The 22,080-nt window shown below is 49.0% G+C and carries 21 protein-coding genes and 1 tRNA gene; 10 read left to right on the forward strand and 12 right to left on the reverse strand.

Annotation, left to right across the window (positions count from 1 at the left end; translation table 11 throughout):
- Positions 1 to 7 precede the first annotated feature (7 nt).
- The 5 genes from urtC to EHSB41UT_RS06735 all read left to right on the forward strand — a co-directional run bounded on the left by urtC (position 8) and on the right by EHSB41UT_RS06735 (position 5,602).
- Entirely contained in the window at positions 8 to 1,165 is a 1,158-nt protein-coding gene (gene urtC, locus EHSB41UT_RS06715; RefSeq protein ID WP_087108125.1) for an urea ABC transporter permease subunit UrtC, read from the forward strand.
- A complete protein-coding gene (gene urtD / locus EHSB41UT_RS06720) occupies positions 1,158 to 1,946 on the forward strand; it encodes an urea ABC transporter ATP-binding protein UrtD (protein ID WP_087108127.1) in 789 nt (262 codons plus the stop codon). The genes urtC and urtD overlap by 8 nt, the downstream gene beginning before the upstream one ends.
- Positions 1,947 to 1,949: 3 nt before the next feature.
- Entirely contained in the window at positions 1,950 to 2,645 is a 696-nt protein-coding gene (gene urtE, locus EHSB41UT_RS06725; RefSeq protein WP_087108128.1) for an urea ABC transporter ATP-binding subunit UrtE, read from the forward strand.
- A gap of 128 nt (positions 2,646 to 2,773) precedes the next feature.
- Complete coding sequence (locus tag EHSB41UT_RS06730; RefSeq protein WP_087108131.1) at positions 2,774 to 3,697, forward strand: TAXI family TRAP transporter solute-binding subunit; 924 nt, start codon at positions 2,774 to 2,776, stop codon at positions 3,695 to 3,697.
- A gap of 30 nt (positions 3,698 to 3,727) precedes the next feature.
- Complete coding sequence (locus EHSB41UT_RS06735) at positions 3,728 to 5,602, forward strand: TRAP transporter permease (RefSeq protein ID WP_087108133.1); 1,875 nt, start codon at positions 3,728 to 3,730, stop codon at positions 5,600 to 5,602.
- 50 nt (positions 5,603 to 5,652) lie between these two features.
- Here the strand turns inward: EHSB41UT_RS06735 and EHSB41UT_RS06740 are convergent, their stop codons facing one another.
- The 5 genes from EHSB41UT_RS06740 to EHSB41UT_RS24455 all read right to left on the reverse strand — a co-directional run bounded on the left by EHSB41UT_RS06740 (position 5,653) and on the right by EHSB41UT_RS24455 (position 13,202).
- The gene (locus EHSB41UT_RS06740; protein ID WP_087108135.1) at positions 5,653 to 6,822 is read right to left on the reverse strand and encodes a DsbA family protein; all 1,170 of its coding nucleotides are present in this window, start codon (positions 6,820 to 6,822) and stop codon (positions 5,653 to 5,655) included.
- 329 nt (positions 6,823 to 7,151) lie between these two features.
- Entirely contained in the window at positions 7,152 to 7,898 is a 747-nt protein-coding gene (locus EHSB41UT_RS06745) for a DUF6339 family protein (RefSeq protein WP_087108137.1), read from the reverse strand.
- The gene (locus tag EHSB41UT_RS06750; protein WP_087108139.1) at positions 7,898 to 8,749 is read right to left on the reverse strand and encodes a hypothetical protein; all 852 of its coding nucleotides are present in this window, start codon (positions 8,747 to 8,749) and stop codon (positions 7,898 to 7,900) included. Before EHSB41UT_RS06750 ends, EHSB41UT_RS06745 begins: the two co-directional genes overlap by 1 nt.
- Positions 8,749 to 10,650 (reverse strand): hypothetical protein, encoded by a 1,902-nt coding sequence (locus EHSB41UT_RS06755; RefSeq protein WP_087108140.1) that lies wholly within the window; start codon positions 10,648 to 10,650, stop codon positions 8,749 to 8,751. The genes EHSB41UT_RS06750 and EHSB41UT_RS06755 overlap by 1 nt, the downstream gene beginning before the upstream one ends.
- Before the next feature lie 428 nt (positions 10,651 to 11,078).
- Positions 11,079 to 13,202, reverse strand: a complete 2,124-nt coding sequence (locus EHSB41UT_RS24455) for a DNA cytosine methyltransferase (RefSeq protein WP_133060421.1) — start codon at positions 13,200 to 13,202, stop codon at positions 11,079 to 11,081.
- A gap of 52 nt (positions 13,203 to 13,254) precedes the next feature.
- Between EHSB41UT_RS24455 and EHSB41UT_RS06770 the strand changes: the two genes are divergently transcribed.
- From EHSB41UT_RS06770 to EHSB41UT_RS06780, 3 genes are all read left to right on the forward strand, one after another.
- A complete protein-coding gene (locus EHSB41UT_RS06770) occupies positions 13,255 to 13,767 on the forward strand; it encodes a very short patch repair endonuclease (protein WP_087108972.1) in 513 nt (170 codons plus the stop codon).
- 336 nt (positions 13,768 to 14,103) lie between these two features.
- Positions 14,104 to 14,703, forward strand: a complete 600-nt coding sequence (locus EHSB41UT_RS06775) for a Yip1 family protein (protein WP_087108144.1) — start codon at positions 14,104 to 14,106, stop codon at positions 14,701 to 14,703.
- A 138-nt stretch (positions 14,704 to 14,841) separates the two neighbouring features.
- The gene (locus EHSB41UT_RS06780) at positions 14,842 to 15,429 is read left to right on the forward strand and encodes a hypothetical protein (RefSeq protein ID WP_087108146.1); all 588 of its coding nucleotides are present in this window, start codon (positions 14,842 to 14,844) and stop codon (positions 15,427 to 15,429) included.
- 11 nt (positions 15,430 to 15,440) lie between these two features.
- Here the strand turns inward: EHSB41UT_RS06780 and EHSB41UT_RS06785 are convergent, their stop codons facing one another.
- Positions 15,441 to 16,127, reverse strand: coding sequence for a hypothetical protein (locus tag EHSB41UT_RS06785; protein WP_087108148.1), 687 nt, complete (start codon positions 16,125 to 16,127; stop codon positions 15,441 to 15,443).
- A gap of 120 nt (positions 16,128 to 16,247) precedes the next feature.
- On the opposite strand from EHSB41UT_RS06785, the gene EHSB41UT_RS06790 reads away from it, so the two are divergent.
- Positions 16,248 to 16,505: a DUF3081 family protein gene (locus tag EHSB41UT_RS06790; RefSeq protein WP_087108150.1), complete on the forward strand. Its 258-nt coding sequence runs from the start codon at positions 16,248 to 16,250 to the stop codon at positions 16,503 to 16,505.
- Here the strand turns inward: EHSB41UT_RS06790 and EHSB41UT_RS06795 are convergent.
- The 6 genes from EHSB41UT_RS06795 to ihfA form a co-directional block, all read right to left on the reverse strand.
- Complete coding sequence (locus EHSB41UT_RS06795; RefSeq protein ID WP_087108152.1) at positions 16,502 to 18,154, reverse strand: hypothetical protein; 1,653 nt, start codon at positions 18,152 to 18,154, stop codon at positions 16,502 to 16,504. The genes EHSB41UT_RS06790 and EHSB41UT_RS06795 overlap by 4 nt on opposite strands.
- Before the next feature lie 91 nt (positions 18,155 to 18,245).
- On the reverse strand, positions 18,246 to 18,842 hold the full coding sequence (locus EHSB41UT_RS06800; RefSeq protein WP_133060422.1) for a ligand-gated ion channel: 597 nt from the start codon (positions 18,840 to 18,842) through the stop codon (positions 18,246 to 18,248).
- A gap of 139 nt (positions 18,843 to 18,981) precedes the next feature.
- On the reverse strand, positions 18,982 to 19,344 hold the full coding sequence (locus EHSB41UT_RS06805) for a nitrous oxide-stimulated promoter family protein (RefSeq protein WP_165767178.1): 363 nt from the start codon (positions 19,342 to 19,344) through the stop codon (positions 18,982 to 18,984).
- Between the two features lie 76 nt (positions 19,345 to 19,420).
- A tRNA-Pro gene (locus tag EHSB41UT_RS06810) sits at positions 19,421 to 19,497 on the reverse strand.
- Positions 19,498 to 19,601: 104 nt separating this feature from the next.
- Positions 19,602 to 20,006 carry a MerR family transcriptional regulator gene (locus EHSB41UT_RS06815; protein ID WP_087108158.1) on the reverse strand — a complete coding sequence of 135 codons (405 nt, stop codon included), beginning with the start codon at positions 20,004 to 20,006 and terminating at the stop codon, positions 19,602 to 19,604.
- On the reverse strand, positions 19,972 to 20,301 hold the full coding sequence (gene ihfA / locus EHSB41UT_RS06820; protein WP_087108974.1) for an integration host factor subunit alpha: 330 nt from the start codon (positions 20,299 to 20,301) through the stop codon (positions 19,972 to 19,974). The genes EHSB41UT_RS06815 and ihfA overlap by 35 nt, the downstream gene beginning before the upstream one ends.
- A 264-nt stretch (positions 20,302 to 20,565) precedes the next feature.
- On the opposite strand from ihfA, the gene EHSB41UT_RS06825 reads away from it, so the two are divergent.
- A complete protein-coding gene (locus EHSB41UT_RS06825) occupies positions 20,566 to 22,077 on the forward strand; it encodes a hypothetical protein (RefSeq protein ID WP_087108160.1) in 1,512 nt (503 codons plus the stop codon).
- The last annotated feature ends 3 nt before the right edge of the window (positions 22,078 to 22,080 follow it).

Here is a 22,080-nt window from a genome sequence, read left to right on the forward strand (position 1 = left end):
AGCCTCCATGACGACGAAACTTCAAGGCGGCTCGGTCACGCGGCTGCTACTAAACGACAGAGGCGGACGCTGGTTTCTGGCCACTCTTGCCATTGCGACTGTGCTGGTACTGGCGCTGAACCTGCTGGTGCCAGAATCTTCCCCGCTGCATGTCAGCACCTATATGGTCACACTGCTCGGCAAATACCTGTGCTATGGCCTGCTGGCTTTGGCGCTGGATCTGGTGTGGGGCTACTGCGGAATTCTCAGTCTTGGCCACGGTGCGTTCTTTGCACTGGGCGGTTATGCCATGGGCATGTATCTGATGCGCCAGATCGGCGACCGGGGCGTATACGGCAACCCCGATCTGCCCGACTTTATGGTGTTTCTGGATTGGCAGACGCTACCCTGGTACTGGCAGGGTTTTGACCAGTTCTGGTTCGCTGCCCTGATGGTACTGCTGGTGCCAGGGGTACTGGCCTTCCTGTTTGGTTGGCTGGCATTCCGTTCACGGGTCACCGGCGTTTATCTCTCCATCATTACCCAGGCACTGACGTATGCCCTGATGCTGATGTTCTTCCAGAATGACTTTGGCTTTGGCGGTAACAACGGCCTGACCGACTTTAAGGATATTCTTGGGTTTGATCTGCAGGCTGATTCAACCCGGGCGGTTTTATTCCTGCTCTCCTCATTGGCATTGATCGCCGGTTATCTGCTCTGCCGGGCATTGGTCAACAGCCGTTATGGCCGTGTGCTCGTTGCCGTACGTGATGCCGAAAGCCGGACCCGCTTCCTCGGTTACCGGGTCGAACATTTCAAACTGTTGGCCTTTGTCGTCTCCGCCATGCTGGCTGGTATTGCCGGCGCCTTGTATGTGCCGCAGGTTGGCATTATCAACCCGGGTGAGTTCTCCCCTATCAATTCTATTGAACTGGTGATCTGGGTTGCCATCGGTGGCCGTGGCACATTATTTGGCGCTGTGATTGGTGCCCTGATGGTGAGCTATGCCAAAACCTGGTTCACCGGTGCTTTTCCGGAAGTGTGGCTGTTTGCGTTGGGCGCACTGTTTGTGGTCAGCACTCTTTGGCTGCCTAAAGGACTGGTTGGTGTTGTTGGACCGGTACTCGAACGCTGGCGTACACATCGCCAACAACCTGCTTTAAAGGAGGTGGCCGACCATGGTTGAGAGTACCCACGGCAAATCCATTCCAGATGACACCCTGCTCTATCTGGACAGCGTGACCGTCAGCTTTGATGGCTTTAAAGCCCTGAACGATCTTTCACTGTTGATTCGCAAGGGTGAACTGCGGGCGATGATTGGCCCGAACGGCGCCGGTAAAAGCACCATGATGGATGTGATTACCGGAAAAACTCGCCCCGATGAAGGCAAGGTGCTCTATCGGCAGGCTGATAACAGCAGTGCCGATACCGACCTGACTCGCTTCGATGAGGCGGCCGTTGCCAATATGGGCATAGGTCGCAAATTTCAGAAGCCTTCGGTGATTGAAAGCCTGACCGTATGGGAAAACCTTGAACTGGCACTGGCTGGACGACGCTCGCCGTTCGCAACCCTGTTCCATCGTATCGACCAGACCGATGAACAGAAGATATCGGACACACTTGACCTGATTCACCTTGCAGAACGCCGGGATGATCTTGGCGCCAACCTCTCCCACGGACAAAAGCAGTGGCTGGAGATTGGCATGCTGCTGTTACAGGAGCCGGAACTCTTACTGGTCGATGAACCCGCCGCCGGCATGACCGACGAAGAAACCTTTCGCACGGCGGATCTGCTCCGGGAGATTGCCCGGGAACGCTCGGTGGTTGTGGTGGAACACGATATGGAATTTATCCGGGCGCTGGACTGCCGGGTAACGGTGCTGCATGAGGGCCATGTGCTGGCCGAAGGTTCGCTGGACCATGTACAGAACAACCAGCAGGTTATTGACGTTTATCTGGGGCGCTGAACGATGTTGGAAATCAATGATATCGATGTCTATTACGGTGCCAGTCAGGCGCTGAAAAAAGTATCGACCAGGGCAGATAAAGGCAAGATAACCGCCGTGCTTGGCCGCAACGGTGTCGGAAAAACCACACTGATGCAATGCGTCGCCGGCCATGTATTACCAGTGGATGGCAGTATTAGCTGGCAAGGCAAACCAATCATCAACGATCCGGCTCACCTTCGTGCCCGCCATGGTATTGCCTATGTACCGCAGGGGCGACAGATATTTCCGCTGCTGACAGTGCAGGAGAATCTTGAAACCGGTTACGCCTGTGTCTCCCGCAAACATCGGGTGATTGATCCGGAGATTTTTGATCTGTTTCCGGTTCTGCACGACATGCGTCATCGGCGAGGCGGTGATCTCTCCGGTGGTCAGCAACAACAGCTGGCCATTGCCCGAGCGTTAATCACCCGCCCGGAACTGTTAATTCTTGATGAGCCAACCGAAGGCATTCAACCCTCGATTATCAAGGATATCCAGCAGGTCATCGCCATGCTGCGTGACCGGGGAGATATGGCGATCCTATTGGTGGAGCAATACTTTGAATTCGCCTGCGAACTGGCTGACAACTTTACGGTACTGGATCGGGGGGAAGTAGTTCTGGAAGGCGAGAAGGACAAGGTCAACCTTGAGCAAGTGCGGGCTCATATCATGGTCTGACCAAATTTTGTAGTGATAGCAGGAATAATTTGTCCTCTGGAGCGTGCTCTTGACAGAAAGCATTCAGAATAGAAAAGATAACAGCGTGTCTGAACAAAACCATCAATAAAAACAACAGGACTGTCTGTATGAAAAAAACTCTGATTGCACTGTCTATGGCTCTACTCACGCCGGCAATGGCAAGCGCTGAAAACTACTCTATCGGTACTGGCGGCCAGAGCGGCACCTACTACCCATTCGGTGGTGCGCTGGCCAAAGTCTGGACCGACAATATCGACAACATCTCCGTTAAAGCTGAAGTCTCTGCTGCCTCTGTTGAGAACACCATCAAGGTTGTGCGTGGCGATATGCTGACCGGTCTGGCCATGGGCAATGTGGTTCTGGATGCTTATGAAGGTGTTGGCAAGTTCCCGACCAAGATGCCGGTTAACGTGTTGTTCGCGCTCTATCCGAACCTGGTGCATGCCATGTCCCTGAAGGACTCCGGCATCAGCTCTGTTCTGGATATGAAAGGCAAGCGTGTTTCCCTCGGCGCTCCTGGCTCCGGCACCGCGGTCACCTCCGCCGCTCTGCTGGAAAGCATGGGTATTGATGTTGAGAAGGATATCAAAGCCGTTTACCTGAACTACTCCGAAACCACCAACGCACTGTCTAATGGTCAGATTGATGCCGGCTTTATTGTTGGTGGTCAGGGCGTTGGTGCGGTCACCCAGTTCGCACTCACCAAGGATATTCAGATTCTGTCCATCCCGGCGGATGCTCAGAAGAAGTTTATCGGTGAATACCCGGCTTACAGCAGCTACACCATCCCGGCTGATGTGTACAAAGGCGTAAACGCCGTAGATACCCTGAGCATCTGGAACGTGCTGGTAGTGAAAGCGGATATGAGCGAAGAGATGGCGTACCAGCTGACCAAGACCGCCTATGAAAATATCGACAAGGTGCGTCAGGTGGTGAAGGCTGCGGAAATGACAACCCCTGAGAATGCGTCCCGACTGGCAGGCGTGCCTCTGCATCCAGGCGCAGAAAAGTACTTGGCAGAACAGCAATAAATCGTTTTTGTAGTTAGCGAGTGAACTGCCATGAATCAGTTGTCTATCCGTCTGGCCGGATACGTTATCCTGGCACTGGCTGTCTGCCTGTCTGCCTTCCAGATCTGGCAGGCGGTCACGCCTACCATATCCGCCACCTACTTCCGGCCTATTCACCTGGGGTGGGTGATGGTGCTGGTGTTTCTGCACTATCCGCTGGTACAAAACAGCGAGAGCCGCTGGTATGTACCCGGCAAACTGGTTGACCTGATTCTTGGCATTGTGACCGTCGTCGCTGGCTATCAGATAGTCAGCTTCGACTACAACGATATTAATTATCTTCTGTACGGACTGGGCACAGCCGACAAGCTGGCCGGTGCCGCCTATGTTCTGTTACTGCTGGAAGCCTGCCGCCGGGCCACCGGTTGGGTGATGGTGTTTATTACCCTGGTCTTCCTTGGTTACAGCGCCTTTGGTGATCTTATGCCCGGCGCGTTGGCCACCAAGGCTTATTCCCTTGAAGAACTGATTCAGTTCCAGATCTTCTCCACCAACGGTGTCTTTGGTTCTGCTCTTGGTATAGCCGCAACAACCGTATTTATCTTTGTCCTGTTCGGCGCCTTTCTGGAGATTACCGGTGCCGGCAAGTTCTTTATTGATCTGGCCTTCTCCATCGCCGGTAAATACCGTGGCGGCCCTGCCAAAGCGGCGGTAATAGCCTCCGCAGGTTTAGGTTCCATCTCCGGCTCGGCGATAGCGAATACCGTAACCACCGGTTCCATCACTATTCCGATGATGAAGAAGCTGGGCTATCGCCCAGAGCAGGCTGCGGGTATTGAAGCAGCGGCTTCCACTGGCGGACAAATTATGCCACCCATCATGGGTGCCGGTGCTTTTGTTATGGCCCAGTTTACCGGCGTGCCTTACAGCGACATTATGATCGCCTCCATCGCACCGGCGATTCTCTACTTCTTCTGCACCCTGCTTTATGTGCATATCATGGCCTGCAAGCTGGAGTTGAAAACCGTAAGCAAGACAGAAGCCGTATGGGCGGTGATGAAAGAAGGCGCGCACTTCCTGATTCCACTGATTCTGATTACCGTTCTGCTGATGATGGCCTACTCGCCATTGCTGGTAGGTGTCGCCGGCTGTGCCGCGATTCTGGTGATTGCCTCCCTGAGAAAGAGCAGCCGTACCAGCCCGAAACAAATTATTAATGGCATGAAGAACGGTGCGCTGCTGGCTCTGCCTATCTCTGTCGCCTGCGCAGCGGCGGGTATTATTGTCGGCGTGGTCGGACAAACCGGTATCGGCCTGCAATTTACCCAGTTCGTGACGTCTCTTTCCGGCGGCTATATGTTTACCTCACTGATCCTGATCAGCTTGGTCGCCCTGGTGCTGGGTATGGGATTGCCGGTTACTGCCGCTTATATTGTTTTAGCGGTAATAGCTGTGCCAATCCTGGGCGACTTTGGTCTGCCACTGCTGACCAGTCATCTGATTATCTTCTGGCTGTCCCAGACCTCAAACGTGACACCACCCATTGCCTTGGCGGCCTTTGCGGGAGCCGGTGTCGCTAATGCCAATCCTATGCGCTCATCCGTTGAAGCGTTCAAGCTGGCAGGCGGTCTGTTTATTATTCCGCTGATGATGGCCTACTCCAGCATTATCAGTGTGGAAGGTGATCTGACGGCTATTGCCATGGGTGTGGTGCAAACGGCTTCGATTATCTTTGCCATCGCCATGCTGCTGGAGGGCTTTTTGCTGAAGCCGCTAAGCCTGATAGAGCGGGGATTGGCTTTGGTGAGCTTGCCGCTGTTGCTGCTGAATCCGGCGGGCATGTGGTTTGTGGGAACAGTGATTGTGATGGTGGCTGTAGGGAGTCAGGTTCTTAAGAACAAATCGAAAGCAATAACTACATCATAACCGCTCACAGTGAACGTAGAAGGCCAGATGATCTCTGGCCTTCTGTAGTTTCAGGCTTTGCCCAACAACCATCGCTCCACCAGCCAGAGACGATCCTGCCCCCAGCAACTTTGCCCTTCTTTATAAGCAAAGCTCGGCACGCCCCAAAGACCCAGCTTATAAAGCTCTGAACGATGAACCTCAGCCCATGCTCGCCAGCTGTCGTCAGCAAGGCATTTGCGAGCCTGTTCCCAATCCAGACCAGCACGGACAACAATCAATTTAAGCCCTGCTTCCGTATCCGAGTGAACGCCTTCGGCATTCACGGCTCTGCCGTAAGACAGTAGCAGTTCTTTCCCTTTACCAAGAGTCCGGGCGTAATCAAACAGGGCATAGCAATTCTCAACGCCCTTACCCAATGGATCAGCAACAAAGCCATAGGGAATACCCTGCTTTCTTGCTTCCCGGGAGGTATCCCGAAAAATATACATTTTCTTTTGGGATGGAACAGGCACACCTCGCATAACCATAGGCAGAAGCGGTCGTATATCTAAGGGAACCTGATAATGACCAGCCATAGCCACCACCCGCTCCAAAGCTAAATAGGAGTAGGGGCTGCGCATGGAGAAATAAAACCGAAGCGGCTGGGAACGATCGACGACATCTGCAGCCTGACCGATAAAACTTTGCTGGCAGGTTTTATCAAAGTGAACACGCTCATTCGTACTGTTCTGACAACCTATTGCCAGCAGTCGTCGTTCAAGATGATCCAGCCTGTCCAAACCCCAAAACCACTCCCCTTCAAACCAGATCATGGCCGATTGGTAATGCCCCAACTGTTTGCGTCGTGCTTCGCCTTCTGCTGTAGAGGTCGTTATCGTGGGGATATGTTCTGCGAATGGAGGCTCCAGTCCATAAAGTTCGGCCAGTGCTTGTGCATCCTTGATGGCATTCTCTTTCCAGAGTTCAGCTTCCGGAAACATCTCACCGGCCTGCGAAGAGACCTCCCATATTTTGAGTTCTATGGCGAAGCGCTGTTGAAGCGGCGGGAGCACCTGAGCCAGAAGCTGGCTGTAAGGATCGTTACGATCAAGAAACACTTCAACAACTGGCTGAGTACCACGCAAGCGGCGGGATAACCCACTGAATGTATGCACGGTCTGATAAAGGCCTTTAGACGAAAGCAAGGCCGCGCCGTAGGGTTGAATATATTTTTGTAATCTTGCTGTGATTGCAGGCATAGGTGTTATCTTTTTTGATCACAGTAACATTCCCTTCTTTCAACTCAACCTTTTCGTTGCCCTAACTATCCACATAGCCGTGGAACAATAACAGCCTCCAATTGCGACTATTGCACAAGGCTTATCATCTCAGAGAGGTACTTCTCTTTACAGATACGGCGTCGTTTCTGGGAGTAGGAATACTCGCAGTCGGAAAAGTTGAGCTGGTTGTTTATAGGAAGCCCCTGAGAAACACTGCAAACAGATTAGCCGAGTCTCAGAGACTTGTTAATACCTTCCTAAGTTATGCCGTAGCAAACCGATAGCTACCATACACTTGCCCGCTATCATCAAGACGGCGATGTTCGTTCAGCTGCGATTTCAACCAGTTTGCTCATCGTAGACAAGTCAAGAATTCCTACGTCCCTATATCCGTTAATTAATGTTAGGTATTGCATGATCCTTTGAAGGTACTTGTCCGTAGCCATAGCTCCCAAGGTTCCAGCATGGTTCAGTACTGCTGTAGTGACGATGGGGAATGCACCAACTTCGCGATCAAAGATAGCATTAAGACGGTCTTCACTTTTAAATACTTCTCGTGTGTAAGTGTACGGACTGTCTTTTGAAGCATCTTTTTTGAAGGTCAAGTGTGCAACCCACCAGAGGCGGGCAATGCCGTGTCGGACAAGGCGTCCTCTGGTAATTGAGCCGCTATGAAGCAGCCAGCGTGTTTTTACACGCTCTTTCCATTTGAGCATATCCTTTAAGGGCCAACGTTTTTCCATGTACTCTCGATAAGTTCCAAAAGCAAGGTATGTCCACAACCTAGCATCTGAAGCATTTGCCCGATCCATTTCTCCAAGGTATTGATGCACGAGAGGAGCGTTGTCCACATCCACAGCTCTTTTACCGAGAACTGTGAGCATATCTGGTATACCGCGACTTACCGGGAGAGGAAGGATGTTCTTTGGATTAGCAATAATCGCATCAGCACAGCCAAGAAATTCCTCTGGGGAGGATGCAGAATCCAGAGAGTTAAATAGTTCTTGCAGGGCATATTCGGACAGCGCTTTGGCTTCAGGAATCAAATTATCCATCAATCTTCCTCCTCAGAAACAAGACCCGCACGAATTGCCGTATCAATTGGGTTTTCAAGAACTTTCTGTGCCAGTTCGAGCACACTCTGTTTCCAACCTCCACGCGCTTCAACCAATTGATCAATCTCTCTATACCAAATTTTGTCATCCAGCGGCTCTTCCTCACTTTCTTTGTTGGACTTAATAAAATTTAGTGTTTCCATCAAAGCAGGTAATACCACCAATGATATTTGCAGATCTGGTCGATGACTGAATAGTTGAAAGTTATCAAAAGTTTTCTCTGGAATCTGAACATCTACGGTTTCATTACCATCGAAGGCCGCTTTGATTCCTTTATGGCGAGTGCTGCGGATAAATTTGAAACAGCTACCAACTGGAGGATTCAAAGGGTCATATATTTTCTCTGCATCAAATGAGAACGGGCCTCCATCAGCTAATACATCTCCAGGCAATAGGTCGAAGCTTGCATCCCCATAGTCATTATGCTGCCTGAGCCAACAGTGATTCCGCAGCTCTTTTGCTACGATAATGCGAACATTAGCGTCAACTCTGCCTTTGACTTGCTGTTGATCTAGCCAAGCTCTTAGCCGGAATCCTGTTGAAGTTCTCTGATATTCTGCTGGTTCCATTTCACCAGTTGATATAGTAGAAGAACAACGCCAGCGCAGACTATGAATGGCACTGCCATTATCTAAGAGACGTCTGAGGTCAGGATCATCGGTACGAATTTCATATGTAATTTCTATATCTTGCTGGCTTGAGTCCACAAGAATATTTATGACCTTGAAGTCGGATGATACATCATCTGCAGCATCAACAACCGGATGAGGATAGGAACCACGATTTGCCATTATGCCACTCCTAAACGGTAACGCTCACCAGCAGGCATATGAATTTCAATGCGTGTCATCCTACCACCTTCCAGTGTTAAGTTTTTCAATGTGTTCCCTGTAAATTCAATTTCGACTGATTTTCCGTAAAGATGCTGGGCAGCTCGCAATATGGGGAGGTTATATCCCTCCTCTGGCTCTCCCCCAGTCCCTAAAGCCATCAACTCAAGGTCACCAGTCACGTCTTTTTCCGCTTTAATGGCCAAAACCATTACAGATGAATTTCTATTATTATTCTGCTCGCACCAACTTCGGAAGAATAAGGTCGGACTCGGAATACGAGACTTGCCCTCGCCCTCCTGCCCTTGTCCAGGAAACCCTACCTCCTTGCCACGATTTTTGTTTGAACCACCTTGACTCTTACCCTGTTTAGTTCTTTCCTCACCATCACCTTGTGCAGCGTGGTTAATGTTTACACGTACTTTTTTTCGTGGCACGATTACAGTGGGGTTTTGCTGGGTAGAGCTACCAGAAACACTGCTGGACTCAGTATTATCTTCTTCGTTTAGTTTCAACGCTGGGACTGATGGATCTCCAGCCGTATCAACTGGCATACTCTCAGTTGGTAGAAAGCGAGATAATCCGTCGATTGTAACTTCATCCCCTATATCAGTACTGATTCTTTCCTTAAGTGCTTCTCGGACAAAAGTCTTCAAATCACGAAGTACCTTTTTCCCATTCAAGGGATCTCTAGCCGCATCCCACTCATGATGTTGTGGAGGCTCGAGCTGACGAAGATATTTGTTGCCCTCTGTGCTGTCACAGACGAGAACCGCTGCGTATTTTGCTGATAAAGAGTTGTGCTTGAAGGTGTCGATTTTCATCAGCGGTGCACGCATTGTTACTGTATGTAATTTTTTTTCAAGGCTGTCGTCTATGTTGATGTACAGTCTGACATTTCCAACATTCGTTATGGTTGTTTCAGCAGGGTTAGGATCTTGGAGAGCTTGGTAAAAGGCATTGGCTTCAGGGAGATTTTTGGCGAACTTTGGCAGAGTGTCAGCATCAAGAGTCCAATGGTTTCCTTGTGCAATACCCTCGACAACTAGGTGACCCTCTTTAATAGCTGCCATGAAGTTGTCTATCATTGCATCACGTACTCGCTCAAGCTGGGGATCTTTTTCTGTCATCCTGTATCCCAGAATATATATATCGGTACCCGGCTCAGTTCTTTCTGAGAATGGTTCAATCTTCGGGGCAGGCCTCTGATACTTGAAATCATCTTGACAATCCAGCTTTGTGAAATATCCTTCTGCACGGTAGCTGACGTCATTTAGAGAGTGAGTTGCGAGTCTTGTGTAGCCTGCCATTACAGAATCACGAGTGTCTTCAGGAATTGATGTATAAATTACGGTACACAAATCTGAAGCCATAGGGCCCACGGCTGATCCAATCCCAAAAGAACCACCCCGTTCATCGTCACTCGACCCACCTTTACCGCGAGTCAGGCGACTTATAGGGGAGCCTTTGGAGGCTAGAGATTCGTTGCCAGTTAGACCTGTGGTGTTGTAGTCAGAAATTCGAAGAACAGGTATCGTTTCTTCCTTAGATAGAGCAGCTGCCTTAACCATTCTATCGTGACCCTGTTGATGTTCTGTCTGCTCTGCTACCGCATCTAGGTGTTTACGCAGGCCTTCAATGCCAGGGATGTCCTTTGTGTTCATTGTTGCAAGTTCAAACACCATCCGAATTGGGCCTTCAGCATCCGTTCTTGGATTATCTAGGGTATTCTGTCCAGTCTCACGCACTACAGCATGATCTGCATGTGACCCTTCAAAGTATTGCTGGGCGGGATCAATGGGCCCTTCGTCGCCAGACCGACCTTGAGTCTCAAAATAAAATCCGTATTTATTGGTTTTCATTAAAACTGACCTTCCTTGTTGATGGCGAATCGGTGTTGAACTGTGCTCGAACTTCTCTGATTTCTTTAAGAATTGGTCTGAAAAGCTGCTCAACCTCGTCTTCGGTGTAGGAATAGTTCTTCTTATTGGCTAGGTTACCCAGCAGAGATATTTCACGAATTAGTCGATTACCTCTGGACTCTGCCAATCTTCGGAAGCGCTCATTTTTTGATTCTGTACTCATATTTATTTCGTAGCGAGATAAATTATGGATTTATATCCACTATATATCCGATATATAGACCAATCAAGTGATCTTTTTTAAGCGTTTCTGGGGGAGGGGGAGGGAGCACACCGCTACTTTCATTACGGATTCCGTAGCGAAGGTAACGGTATAAAATGTAGATAATATGAGAGGAAAAACTATTGATTACTGTGTATCACAGCCTCTACGTGGGAGGTGCAAAAAAGGTTTTCCACAGTTCGTAAATAACAGATGATATATGGGTCGCTAATAAAGGAGGAACAGCATTTCCAACTTGGGTTCTTTGCTGGGTTGGCTTACCTTCAAAGAAGTAATTGTCAGGAAAAGTCTGCAAACGTGCAGCTTCACGTACTGTAAGGCTTCTGCATTGAACCGGGTCGGGATGTATGTAGTAATGTCCATCTTTTGACAGGTGGCAAGTAACGGTTGTCGCAGGGCTTTCTGCCCGCTGCACTTTAAATCTATCCACAAATGACTGTGTGTTTTTGTGGTCTGGTGCAAGAGAAACCTCTTTAAGATCGTCAAGACTCACTCTATCGTAAATACTGTGCTCCTTTTTAAGAAAATCCTTTACGGTACCTATTTTGGAAAGAACCCTATCAGGGATATCTGCCTTTAAAGCTTCCTCCAGCTCACGATAAGCAACCGCATAGCATGACGAGTAAACATATCTAGCTATGTCAGTGTCCATATGCCCTCTTGGGTAGTGATTTAGGATTGGCAATCCTGCAGATTTATACTTGTACCATGATAAAAGACTCTCAGGACACTCGTGATCTACTGGCCAATTATATTTAGAGCCGATATTGAATTTGGAATCTGCACCCTTCGTCAGCTCATCTATTTTAATTCCTGTCTGTTCGAGAATTTGTTTTATTCTAAACTTAAAGAGCGCATTAATTGTAATAGTGTTATCTGATTTTTTATTTTCTAGAATTTCAGAAAAGTAAAGTTTCTTGCCTGTAGAATTAACCTCATCTTTCCATTCATCAAAGCTTTTGATGTTAATATTTTTTGGTAGATATTTATCTATCTCTCTTGCAATATCTTTGATCTGTATGCAGATTGCTTTTTTCCATTCAGTCTCAGCCTTTGATGTGGGGATGCTTTTACGCTTTGCAAAGTCTGTGCTGACGGAGCTCAGCGTACTAAACTGGGCCGGAAGATCTCCAATAGCCTGTTCAACGCTGACATTATGAGCAAAAATCTCAGGCAGCTTAACAGTCGTAAGCACTTCATCAATGGAGTGTCCATCTAATAGATCCGCTCTAATGCCGAGTAAGATAACTCGATCCCTATGCTGGGGAACGCCGAAGTCCGACGCTCTAACAAGAAAATCGTTGGGATTGATATTTGACAGCTGGCTCTCTTCTCCTGAATAAAAGCAGGTTTTACCAGATACCAAAGACGTTACGACATACTTGGTACTTTTAAATGATGGAATACCTCCTAATGCTTTGGATGGATGGTGCAATTCTGATACAACCCTCTTCCATACTTGTTCTTTTGTGCCGTCAGCATTAGTGAACTGAGCAGAGAGCATTCCTCGTACGTTTTCCATAACAAAAATTGCAGGCTCATTCTCCGCCAGTACTTTTAAATATTCTTTGTATAGAGTAGCTCTTGGGTCTTTATCAAAAACGTATTTTCCCGTATCACCACACATATAGTTTTTGAGGTCTTGTGCGCTTCTTCTAGAGCGGCCAGCATTAGAGTAGGCCTGACATGGAGGACCTCCCACTAGAATAAATTCATGGTAGTCTGCATTATTTGTACAGACCTCTGCTAGTGCCCTTTCAATGTAAGGACTGATGTTTCCCTTTTTATCAGGGACGTCATCCCCTCCAAGTTCAAAGTGCTTAACATCATGGCGAGCATGAAAAATAGCAGTAAGAATGTCATCAAGATGTTCTTTGTAAGTAGAAGCAAAAACCTCCCATTGCTCTTTGAACTCATTCACAAATGATATTCTAAGTTCCGCAATGCAACTTGCGGGAGAAATATCCCGGGAGTGTATTAGCTCACTTAAGAGCAATGCAGGAGTATTTTTGGCCTCTCTAGTCCTATCTGAAACGTAGTCAATATAAACCTTAGGGGCCGTCTCGTTTTTCCGATATATGAAGTACCTTAGAAAAGCCCTGAGTCTAAGAGTGCAAAATGCAGACTCTTCCTTTTCTGCAGATAGAATACTGTAAAACGGATGTCTCAACTCGGAGCCATCACACTGGCGATAGGCAGAGAAACCTTCACTGAGGCCACCAGGCCCCGCAAATATGTCTACAAATGGTATGGATTGATGCATGAACATAAAACTCACATTGTCTACTACCAGGATACCAGGTCGAAGGAGACAGTGAAATATGGTTGATACTTTAGATAAAGCTGCTCGCTCAAGAAACATGTCGCGTATAAGGGGCAAAAATACCAAACCAGAGCTGATCGTCCGCAAGTTCCTCCACTCTAGAGGAGTAAGATTCAGGCTGCATGGAAAAGCACTATGCGGTAAACCAGACATAATTCTGAGAAAGTACCGAGCAGTTATTTTTGTTCACGGCTGCTTCTGGCACAGGCATGAAAACTGTCGATTGGCGTATACCCCCAACTCTAGAATCGACTTTTGGGCTAAGAAATTTGAAATGAACCAAGAGCGAGATAAGAGAGTACATAGCACGCTTAAAAAGGATGGATGGAGGGTACTCACGATCTGGGAGTGTGCATTGAGATCAAAGGATATAGAGCTACATTTATCGGAAGCTTACCATTGGATCATCTCAACCATACCTGAAAAAGTCATTGAAGATATTGGATTGGGGTATGACAAAAGACTACCTAGGAGTAATGTTGATGATATACACAATAGCGAAGGGGTCTGAGATTTGAAGAAATTTAGTCTTTAAGTATAGAAGTTCAGACTCGACCTGACAGTTACCGATAATTTATCTTCATAACAACGTCAGATACCCTTATTGTAGGTAGACGGCTTTATCTTGACCCAAAAAAAATCCACTGGCATCTTGCATTGTCACAACTCCTAAAGGTCTATCGATTCCATTTACACTCGGAAAGGTTTTTACAGAAACCAACTAAGCTCCTCCTAACTCCATAGGCACTGGACTCTTTAGAAGCACCAACCCACATCAGCTATCAAACGCCTCCCCACAGAATCATCTAGATTAAGTATTAACAATACTGATCAGGGAGGAGTCCATATGCTGCACCATATCTGGGGTTTTCTTACCCACCCCCATCAGGAGTGGGATAAGGTCAATGGAGAGATCAAGGATCACGGGCATGATTACCTGTGGCATCTGATTGTTCTGGCGGCTATTCCTGGCCTGGCCTCCTTTATTGGCGCTACACAAGTGGGCTGGTCGGTCACGGGGCTGGATCCGATTAAACTGACCGTTTTCAGCGCACTGATAATGAGCGCACTTTCCTACTTTGCCATCATTGGCGCGGTGATTGTGATGGGGCTCTTTGCCCACTGGATGTCCCGCACTTACGGCTCTAAAGCCTCGTATCAACGCTGTGTTATTTTTGCTGCGTATGTTGCTACACCGCTTTACCTGTGTGGTCTGCTGGCGCTCTACCCTTCCCTACCACTGTCGATGATTGGCATCCTGGCCGGTATTTCCTATGCCGTTTATCTGCTCTTTATTGGCATGCCCCATGTTATGGGTGTCTCTTTCGAGCAAGGCTTTCTATTTGCGGCATCGCTTATCTGCGCAGGGCTTGTGGTGCTGGTCTGTATGAAAGTGGCAACCGCTATTTTCTGGCAAATGGGGATTGGTCCGGTCTTTATGCAATAACCTCACACGCAATTCTCACTCACACCAGAGGCCAGCCATTCCATGCTGGCCTTTCTTTTTACCGGGAAGACTTGACCCAGCAGCCAGAGTTAACGATAAACAGAACCCAAGACAAACAAGAACACCGAACGCCATACCATGAGTCAGACTCACCCGTACAAATATTATCTGCTCAATGCTCACCAGCCCTGCCTGTGGTTTCATCTTGATAATCCGGAACACACGCTGGATATCCATCAGCTATGCCAGTTCTCCGGCCCAACATCACCAACATTTCACCCTGAAGATGATCTGGCAACCGATCAGCCAATTGCTTTGATTGAGCATATCACTGCACTTCACCATCCGGATAAGCTGCCTGGCAGTAAGCATTTGGGCACCCTGCTCTATTTTGGCGGTAACCTTGCAGATTCTTTAATGCACTGGTTGATGGCACGGCAAAGAGCACCGGAAATCTGGCTTTTTCCTGAATATGATGACGTGGGCATGGCCAATTGGCTCAAGCTGAAAAGCGCAATCCCCCATGCACAACTGTTCATACCTGATGATATTGAACAGAGATTTAAGACTGCCCAGCACTCTTCCAAACCACGCCGATGGGAAGACCATCCGCTACTGGACAGCAACAACCTGAAGAAGACAAATGATGCCGGCGTCTTGCAAATTCTGGAGCTGGTAAACACTTACGGTTATGCCTTATCTCAAAGCGATTTAATCAGCTCCTGAATGGCTCAATATCAGGGAGATACCGTGCGCACCTGAAAATTATTCAGCCGCACGGTAAAGGCAGAGCCGGTGTCATCACCATCGGAACTAATCCACAAGGCCAGCACTTTACGGTCGGAATCGGGCTGAATACGAAACAGCTGCGTTTCACCATCTTCGGCCTGTAAAACAAATGATTCATGCAACAGATCAGACGCTGGATGCACACGCTGCTTGCCTTCCAGTTGAGGATCGGTAAACAGATTAAAGAAAGCGATATGATCCACCCCCGTACCGGCAGGAGCAAGAGCAAACAGGGTTTTCACCCAGTCTGCGGCAATGGCACGCTGGAAAATATTCTGTGTCTGCTCACCTTCATATACCAGCCCCAGACGAAATAAAAAGTCATCTGCCCCTTTCTCACCCTGCGCTGAGGCCATCCCCTGCAACTGGCCAATAACACGAATATCCAGACTGATCTCGCTCACGGCTAACGGTTTTTGGAAGGGGTAAATAATCGGGCTGGCCGACTGATTCACGGCAATAATCATTTCACCGTTTTCAATCTCCACCTGATTAGGAGGAATGCTGGAATAGCTCAGTAACTGCCAGCCATTCTTGTCCTCCAGCGGGTTCAGCGCATAGCCCGTAGAAGCGACCAATAGGCACATCAGGCTAATAATCAGCCCAGATAAACGCTCAGGAAACCGTCTTTTCATTCTTTTATCCTAATCCAGTACGGGATCGTCTTCGTAAGAGTCATACGAGTCCTATCCACGGACCGGATTCATCTATTCTTAGGCACTTTATTGTTTTAACAGGGCTGAGGGAAGTACATCATGGATCATGTGTTTGATATTCGGGACGCCCTGCGCGTATACGAGATTATTACCGAGAAAGGCCAGAAGGATGGCGATGCCATTTTCTACAAAGGCTTTTTCGCCGAAACCTCTTTTGATGGCTACACCGTTGTACTCCGTGATCAGAAAACCAAACTGACCATTGGCTTTCACGACACCTTCCGGTTTGATGCCCCTTCCTCCGATGCCCAGAACGCCTTCATCACCGCATTGCTGACACTCGCGGAAGAGAGCTAAGGGTTTGGTCTGGCCGCCCGTTGCCGGATACGTGCGCCGGAGAACAGTTGCCGATTGCCATCTTCATATTCAATGGTGTTGATCAGCACAGCACCATCATTCGCCACCATCTGCCGACACGCCTGGTTGTAACCTTCATCAATAGCCCTGGCCACATCATATTCATTCACACCGGCCTTGGCGTAATTGCCACTGCTAAACCGGCAGGTGCGCAGAGTTTCGAGCGGCTCCAGCCCACGGGCCTTGGCCCGCATATTGTATTCATGCACCAGAGCCAGGGTATTGGCAGCCGTTTTCCGCACTGCCGCCAGAAACTCATCTTTGGTGTTATAGTCTGCACCATTGGGCGGCACGATATAAACCATGGCTCGATTCCGTTGGTTGCGGTACGGGCAGTTTTGATCATCAAACACATGAACAAAAGCACTGCCGATACCATCGTGCGCAGGGCAGCACAGCGAGAATTTCACACCCGGCACAGCCTGACCATCCTGCAGATCAACCTCACAAAAGCCCCGATCATCCACGGGGAGAGCCTGCAGCTTGGTATGGTAATCGGCGTAGGGATTGCCTTGAGGATCAGAGGAGCCAGTAAGAATGTTGCCGAAAGCACTATTGATCGTGCCGCCTCCCAGATACAGCTGACTGTCGCCAGCATTCAGCGAACCAATCACCGGCCCATTGGGGTTACCGCTGCGATCAAAAATATCACTGAAGCCCTGATCATTATTGCCAGGCCCGATAAAGACAGTCGCCGGACGTTGAACGCCATCATTACCATTCAATGCCTGTAAACGGGGAGCATTCAGCAACGGTTTGAGATTCCCCACTGTGTTGGGAATAGCCGTGCCCGGCTGGGGAACACCTTGCCCGGGCTGAGGTTGTTGTGGGGTTGCTTCCTGCCTGGTCTCCTTCGGCTTCGGCTTGTCTGCTGATTTGGGTTTGGCGGTCAGCACAAGATTGCCCTCTTTATCCTCAATCTCGAAAGAGTAATCCCGAGCCTTGAGTTTATTAAACTGCTCCATCCAGTCAGGCTCATCTTTATTCTGGGCTTTTAACTCTTGCTGTATATTGGTCAGCTCGGTTTTCAACCCTTCGATCTGAGTCTTCAATGCGTCTTTATTTAATTCAACGCCCTTATGCGCCTCCTGATAACCATTCAAGGATTTCATGGCGATCTCCTGCAACTCCTTCAACTTCTCCGGATCAATCCCTGGCTCTGGAGGAAATACCGAAACCGCTTTGAAATCGGGCGGCGGAGCCACGGTAATGACAATCTGATCTTTCTCTTTCGCTTCAGCGCCATCTTCCTTATTTAACACCCCCAGCGCCCGACCAATAAGATCAGCGTGAGCCTCATGCTCCATGGCCTTACCAAGCTTTTCCAAAGCACCGGTTTTTCGCGCCTGCAACCCTTCAACAGAATCCTGCTTTAAGCTGGGTAACTGCCCTTCAGGAACAGAGGGCGTCCGCTCCAACAGCGGTTTACCCGGAATAGGCTGCCCCGGTGGTACATGCGGCTGCCCTTCCGTAGTTTCTGTTTTTTTACCGGCAAAGGTGGAGCCACCACCCGGTGCTGGAATGGAAGAATCAGAAACCGGCGGAGGTGGTGGCGGTATAGGCGATCGGGAAGGAGGATCCAGAGGCATAACAGTTCCGTGTTATGGATAACAATCAATTGCTTTAACTCTAGCCACTTCCCGAACTGCTCTCTAGTTACACTTATTTAAATAGTTGTGCTTACTCAAACCACCAGTGCACAGCTAAACCATGGGGATCAAGACTGGCGCCAGCCGGTTTCCAGGAAACCTTGCGTTCATCCCATGGCAATACCGAAGACAACTTTCCCGTCTGTTGATAAGACTCCCACTCGGTGACAGCCTCTTTAGGCAAAGTCCAAATCTGCAACTCGGTCACCAGACCGCTGCTGAGAAAGAACATCCCGCCATCGGATGATTTCCCCGGGCCTGCAGTAATAATTGCCCCACCAACCAGTCCTACCAGCCAGCCGGTCAGATGCGCTTCCCAGGAAGAACGCTCTTTCACCTTATTGGCCAGTTCCTGCAACCGATAGAGATTACGCTGCTTTTCACTCTCACCAGAGAAAGTTTTCGGCACCGAATTGGGATAGAGAGGAAAGACCAACATATCGAGGACTGCCGCCCCGCCGGTGGTGGCATTCACAGTGAAGTAACGCTTGTTGGCACTGTTATGGGTGCGCCCGGCTTCGTAACCGTTGGCCAGAGTTGCCACGCTGTGAAATCCCAGCCAACCGTACTGCCACCATTCGGCCTGACTTTCATACTTCTCCAGCCTCTGGGACAGACCTTCACTCATATCCAGATCATTTCCAGAGGCGGTTTGTACCAAACTGAACCACAAGCAAAGAACGACTGCCGGCACGCAAGACATCCGCAAAGGCGAAGGTTCCATAACACTCTCCCCAATTTAAGGACGGGAGAGTGTAGATCAGTCATTAGCGGCGAAGGGCCTTGGTGGGCTTATCGGGAACGGGACGAAATTTATCCAGCATATGAAAAATGCTGAGAATAGGATGATGAAGCAACATACGCGGACCAGCCCAGCGCATCACAGTGCGGATACGATTGCGCATCGATGGCTTGTAACAGTGCGTAGGACACTTCTCACAGACCGGCTTGTTTTCACCAAAAATACAGCGCTGGGTACGACGCTCGCTGAAGGCCAGTAATTCATGGCACTCAGGGCACAGCCCCTGTTTTTTATGTTGATGAAAATGATGACAGTAAAGTGCCAGCATCTTATGTACTGTCAGCACTTCGCGCTTGGCGCGCGTGGATACGACTGTGTATCTCCCCAAGACAACGCCCCCGTTGGTTGCCACAGAAACAAAAAAAGCGCGCATTAAAATGCACGCTTTTCTTGTTGTAATATTCTGGTCGGAGCGAGAGGATTTGAACCTCCGACCCCCACAACCCCATTGTGGTGCGCTACCAGGCTGCGCTACGCTCCGAACGAGAGTTACTCTATACAAAACATAAGGTTATGACAAGAGGATCCGATCGTTAAACCCGGCTACAAGCGTTACCAGTAAAGGGGTTGCTCTTAGAGTCTGCCTCAACGCCGCTTCAAAAGTGTCCGGATATCTTCCAACTCACGAATGGTCTGTCGAACCAACTGTCGGAACTGGCTGCTGTCGTGGTGTTCGTCTTCTCCAGCCAGACGTGCCCGAGCTCCGGGGATAGTGTAGCCCTGATCATAAAGAAGGCTGCGAATCTGTCGGATAGCCAGTACATCCTGGCGCATATAGTAACGACGATTGCCCCGGCGCTTAACCGGTTTGATATGAGCAAATTCCTGCTCCCAATAACGCAGGACATGCTGTTTGACCTGGCAAAGCTCTGCGACTTCACCAATTGTGAAATACCGTTTTCCCGGAATGGCCGGCAAACCGTCTTCGGTCTCCGCTACCGGAGCCGGGATCTCCTCACTCTTCGACAAGCTGTCCGTGCTGTCTTGCATGCTGTCCCGCATAGTCCTCAACTCTCGCCCTGAGCTTCTGGCCTGGCTTAAACGTCACAACCCGCCGTGGTGTGATAGGAATCTCTTCCCCGGTTTTTGGATTTCGACCAGGACGTTCTCCTTTGTCCCGCAGATCAAAGTTTCCAAAACCGGACAGTTTTACCTGTTCGTTACTTTCCAGTGCCGCACGGATTTCCTCGAAAAACAGATCGACAAGTTCCCGAGCCTCCCGCTTGTTCAGCCCAAGCTCCTCATGCAACCGCTCAGCAATTTCCGCTTTGGTCAACGCCCCCATGGCCAGCACCCTCGATATTTTATTCTGTGCCGTCGATATTTATATGACTTTATATTTAGTACGACAATCCGCCTTTAATGTCTAGGATGCGGCGACTGCAGAAAAATATCAACCCTGTCAGTAAGTTGCCAATCGCTTTTCTCGCTGATTGACACTGACACAAGACATTACACTACCGACAGATGTGATTGGTGACATCTTGAAAATCACTCATGCCTAACTACCTTACGGAGGCGGTATATATACTTTGGGACTTACAATGTTATGCGCTATAACCCTAAAAACCTCATACACATACCGAAACGATTACAGGATCTCTACTTCTCCCCTCTACAATATCTGCACAAATGTTTTCTGTTATTTCTTGGCATCATTCTGAACTCTGCCAACGCCGGCGAGCGTGAACATCAATACAGTATTCATAATGAAAAAGGCTATCTTCTGGCTTTGTTGGTGGTTTCTATTTACGACTTTGATTCCCCTTACGACCAAAATACAGCCTTCCGGGTTATTAAAAAGACCTTGCAATTCAACCAGAAAAAACCCGGACTCAGAAGCCCTGCCACAAAAGGCCCAATAGAAGTCTTTGTCATTGAACGTTATATGCTGGATGACACCCATGAAAGAACACCACAAGGCCCTCCTATCAGCTCCGGCATGTTTTTTGTAGGTCAGAACAATCCGGCGCTGGGACAGACAGTTCAACTTCTGCATGAAGAAAAACTGCGGCTAATTGATTTTCTGCGCAACACCAGTAAATCGTCCTTGCCCGAAAAACGCACCCGCATAGGGTTCTGCCACCGCCCATCCCAGGAAAGCGAGCTGGTGATCTGCGATATCAGCAACCATTTCATGAGCGCGATCAAAACACTACCGACCCGAGGGCTTAACAGCCCTCAAACCCATACGCTCAAGGATGTCAGACAAATCAACATTGCCAATCTACCCCAACTAAAATCCAGTACGTGTACCCTTTATCCAACCATGAACATGAAATCGGAAACAACAATGTCATGTTCACACCCCATTGGTGGAAATCGTAAGTACGAAATCCCTAACGCTGTATCCATAGAGTTCACTCCACCGACAGATACTGCTCCTGCAGATAAGGATATTCTGCAAATCAGCTATACCTACACCTTTAAACAAGGCGCGACACGTGGGGAGGCCAATATCTTTCATATGAATCTGCTGGAAGATTCCTATGACAAAACCCTCACGCAGTGCAATATGGACGAACTGGACTTTCTGCTTGGCATCTTACAACTGCCATGGCCTGTTCTTCCTGAAGTACGCAGACCCAACATGCAGGCAACCGATTCCATCCCTGAGGACATCACAGATCTGATCAACACCTTCACCAAAACAGTGCCATTATCGCAGCACATATTACCAGCAAGCACTCACAGACCCGTCCTTCACCCCCAAAACCCTACACCACTCTCCCTCCCTGTGAGATCCAGTATTGTGCCAAGGGGAACCCCCATAGTGGCAGCGCCTCTGCCCGCAGTCAGCGTTACCTCGCCCAACACACCTAACTTTGCTCATCCCCACAAGAGGCTTCCTGTCTCCACATCTGAGCATTACTTGAATCCTCAACAACTGACAACCAATCTGCAGAGACTGAATCTCAACCGCAGTCCGTACCAAAGCCCCATGCATTCAACATCGAGCAGCCTGTCAAACTCCAGCAGCTCCCTCTCCCAATCTCAAAAAAGCAGCACCCTCACACTCCCCCCTATCAGCCCAGCAACACCGACACCCAAACCCTATTGATAT

Origin of the sequence: Parendozoicomonas haliclonae, from assembly GCF_900174585.1 — a bacterium.
GTDB lineage: Bacteria > Pseudomonadota > Gammaproteobacteria > Pseudomonadales > Endozoicomonadaceae > Sansalvadorimonas > Sansalvadorimonas haliclonae.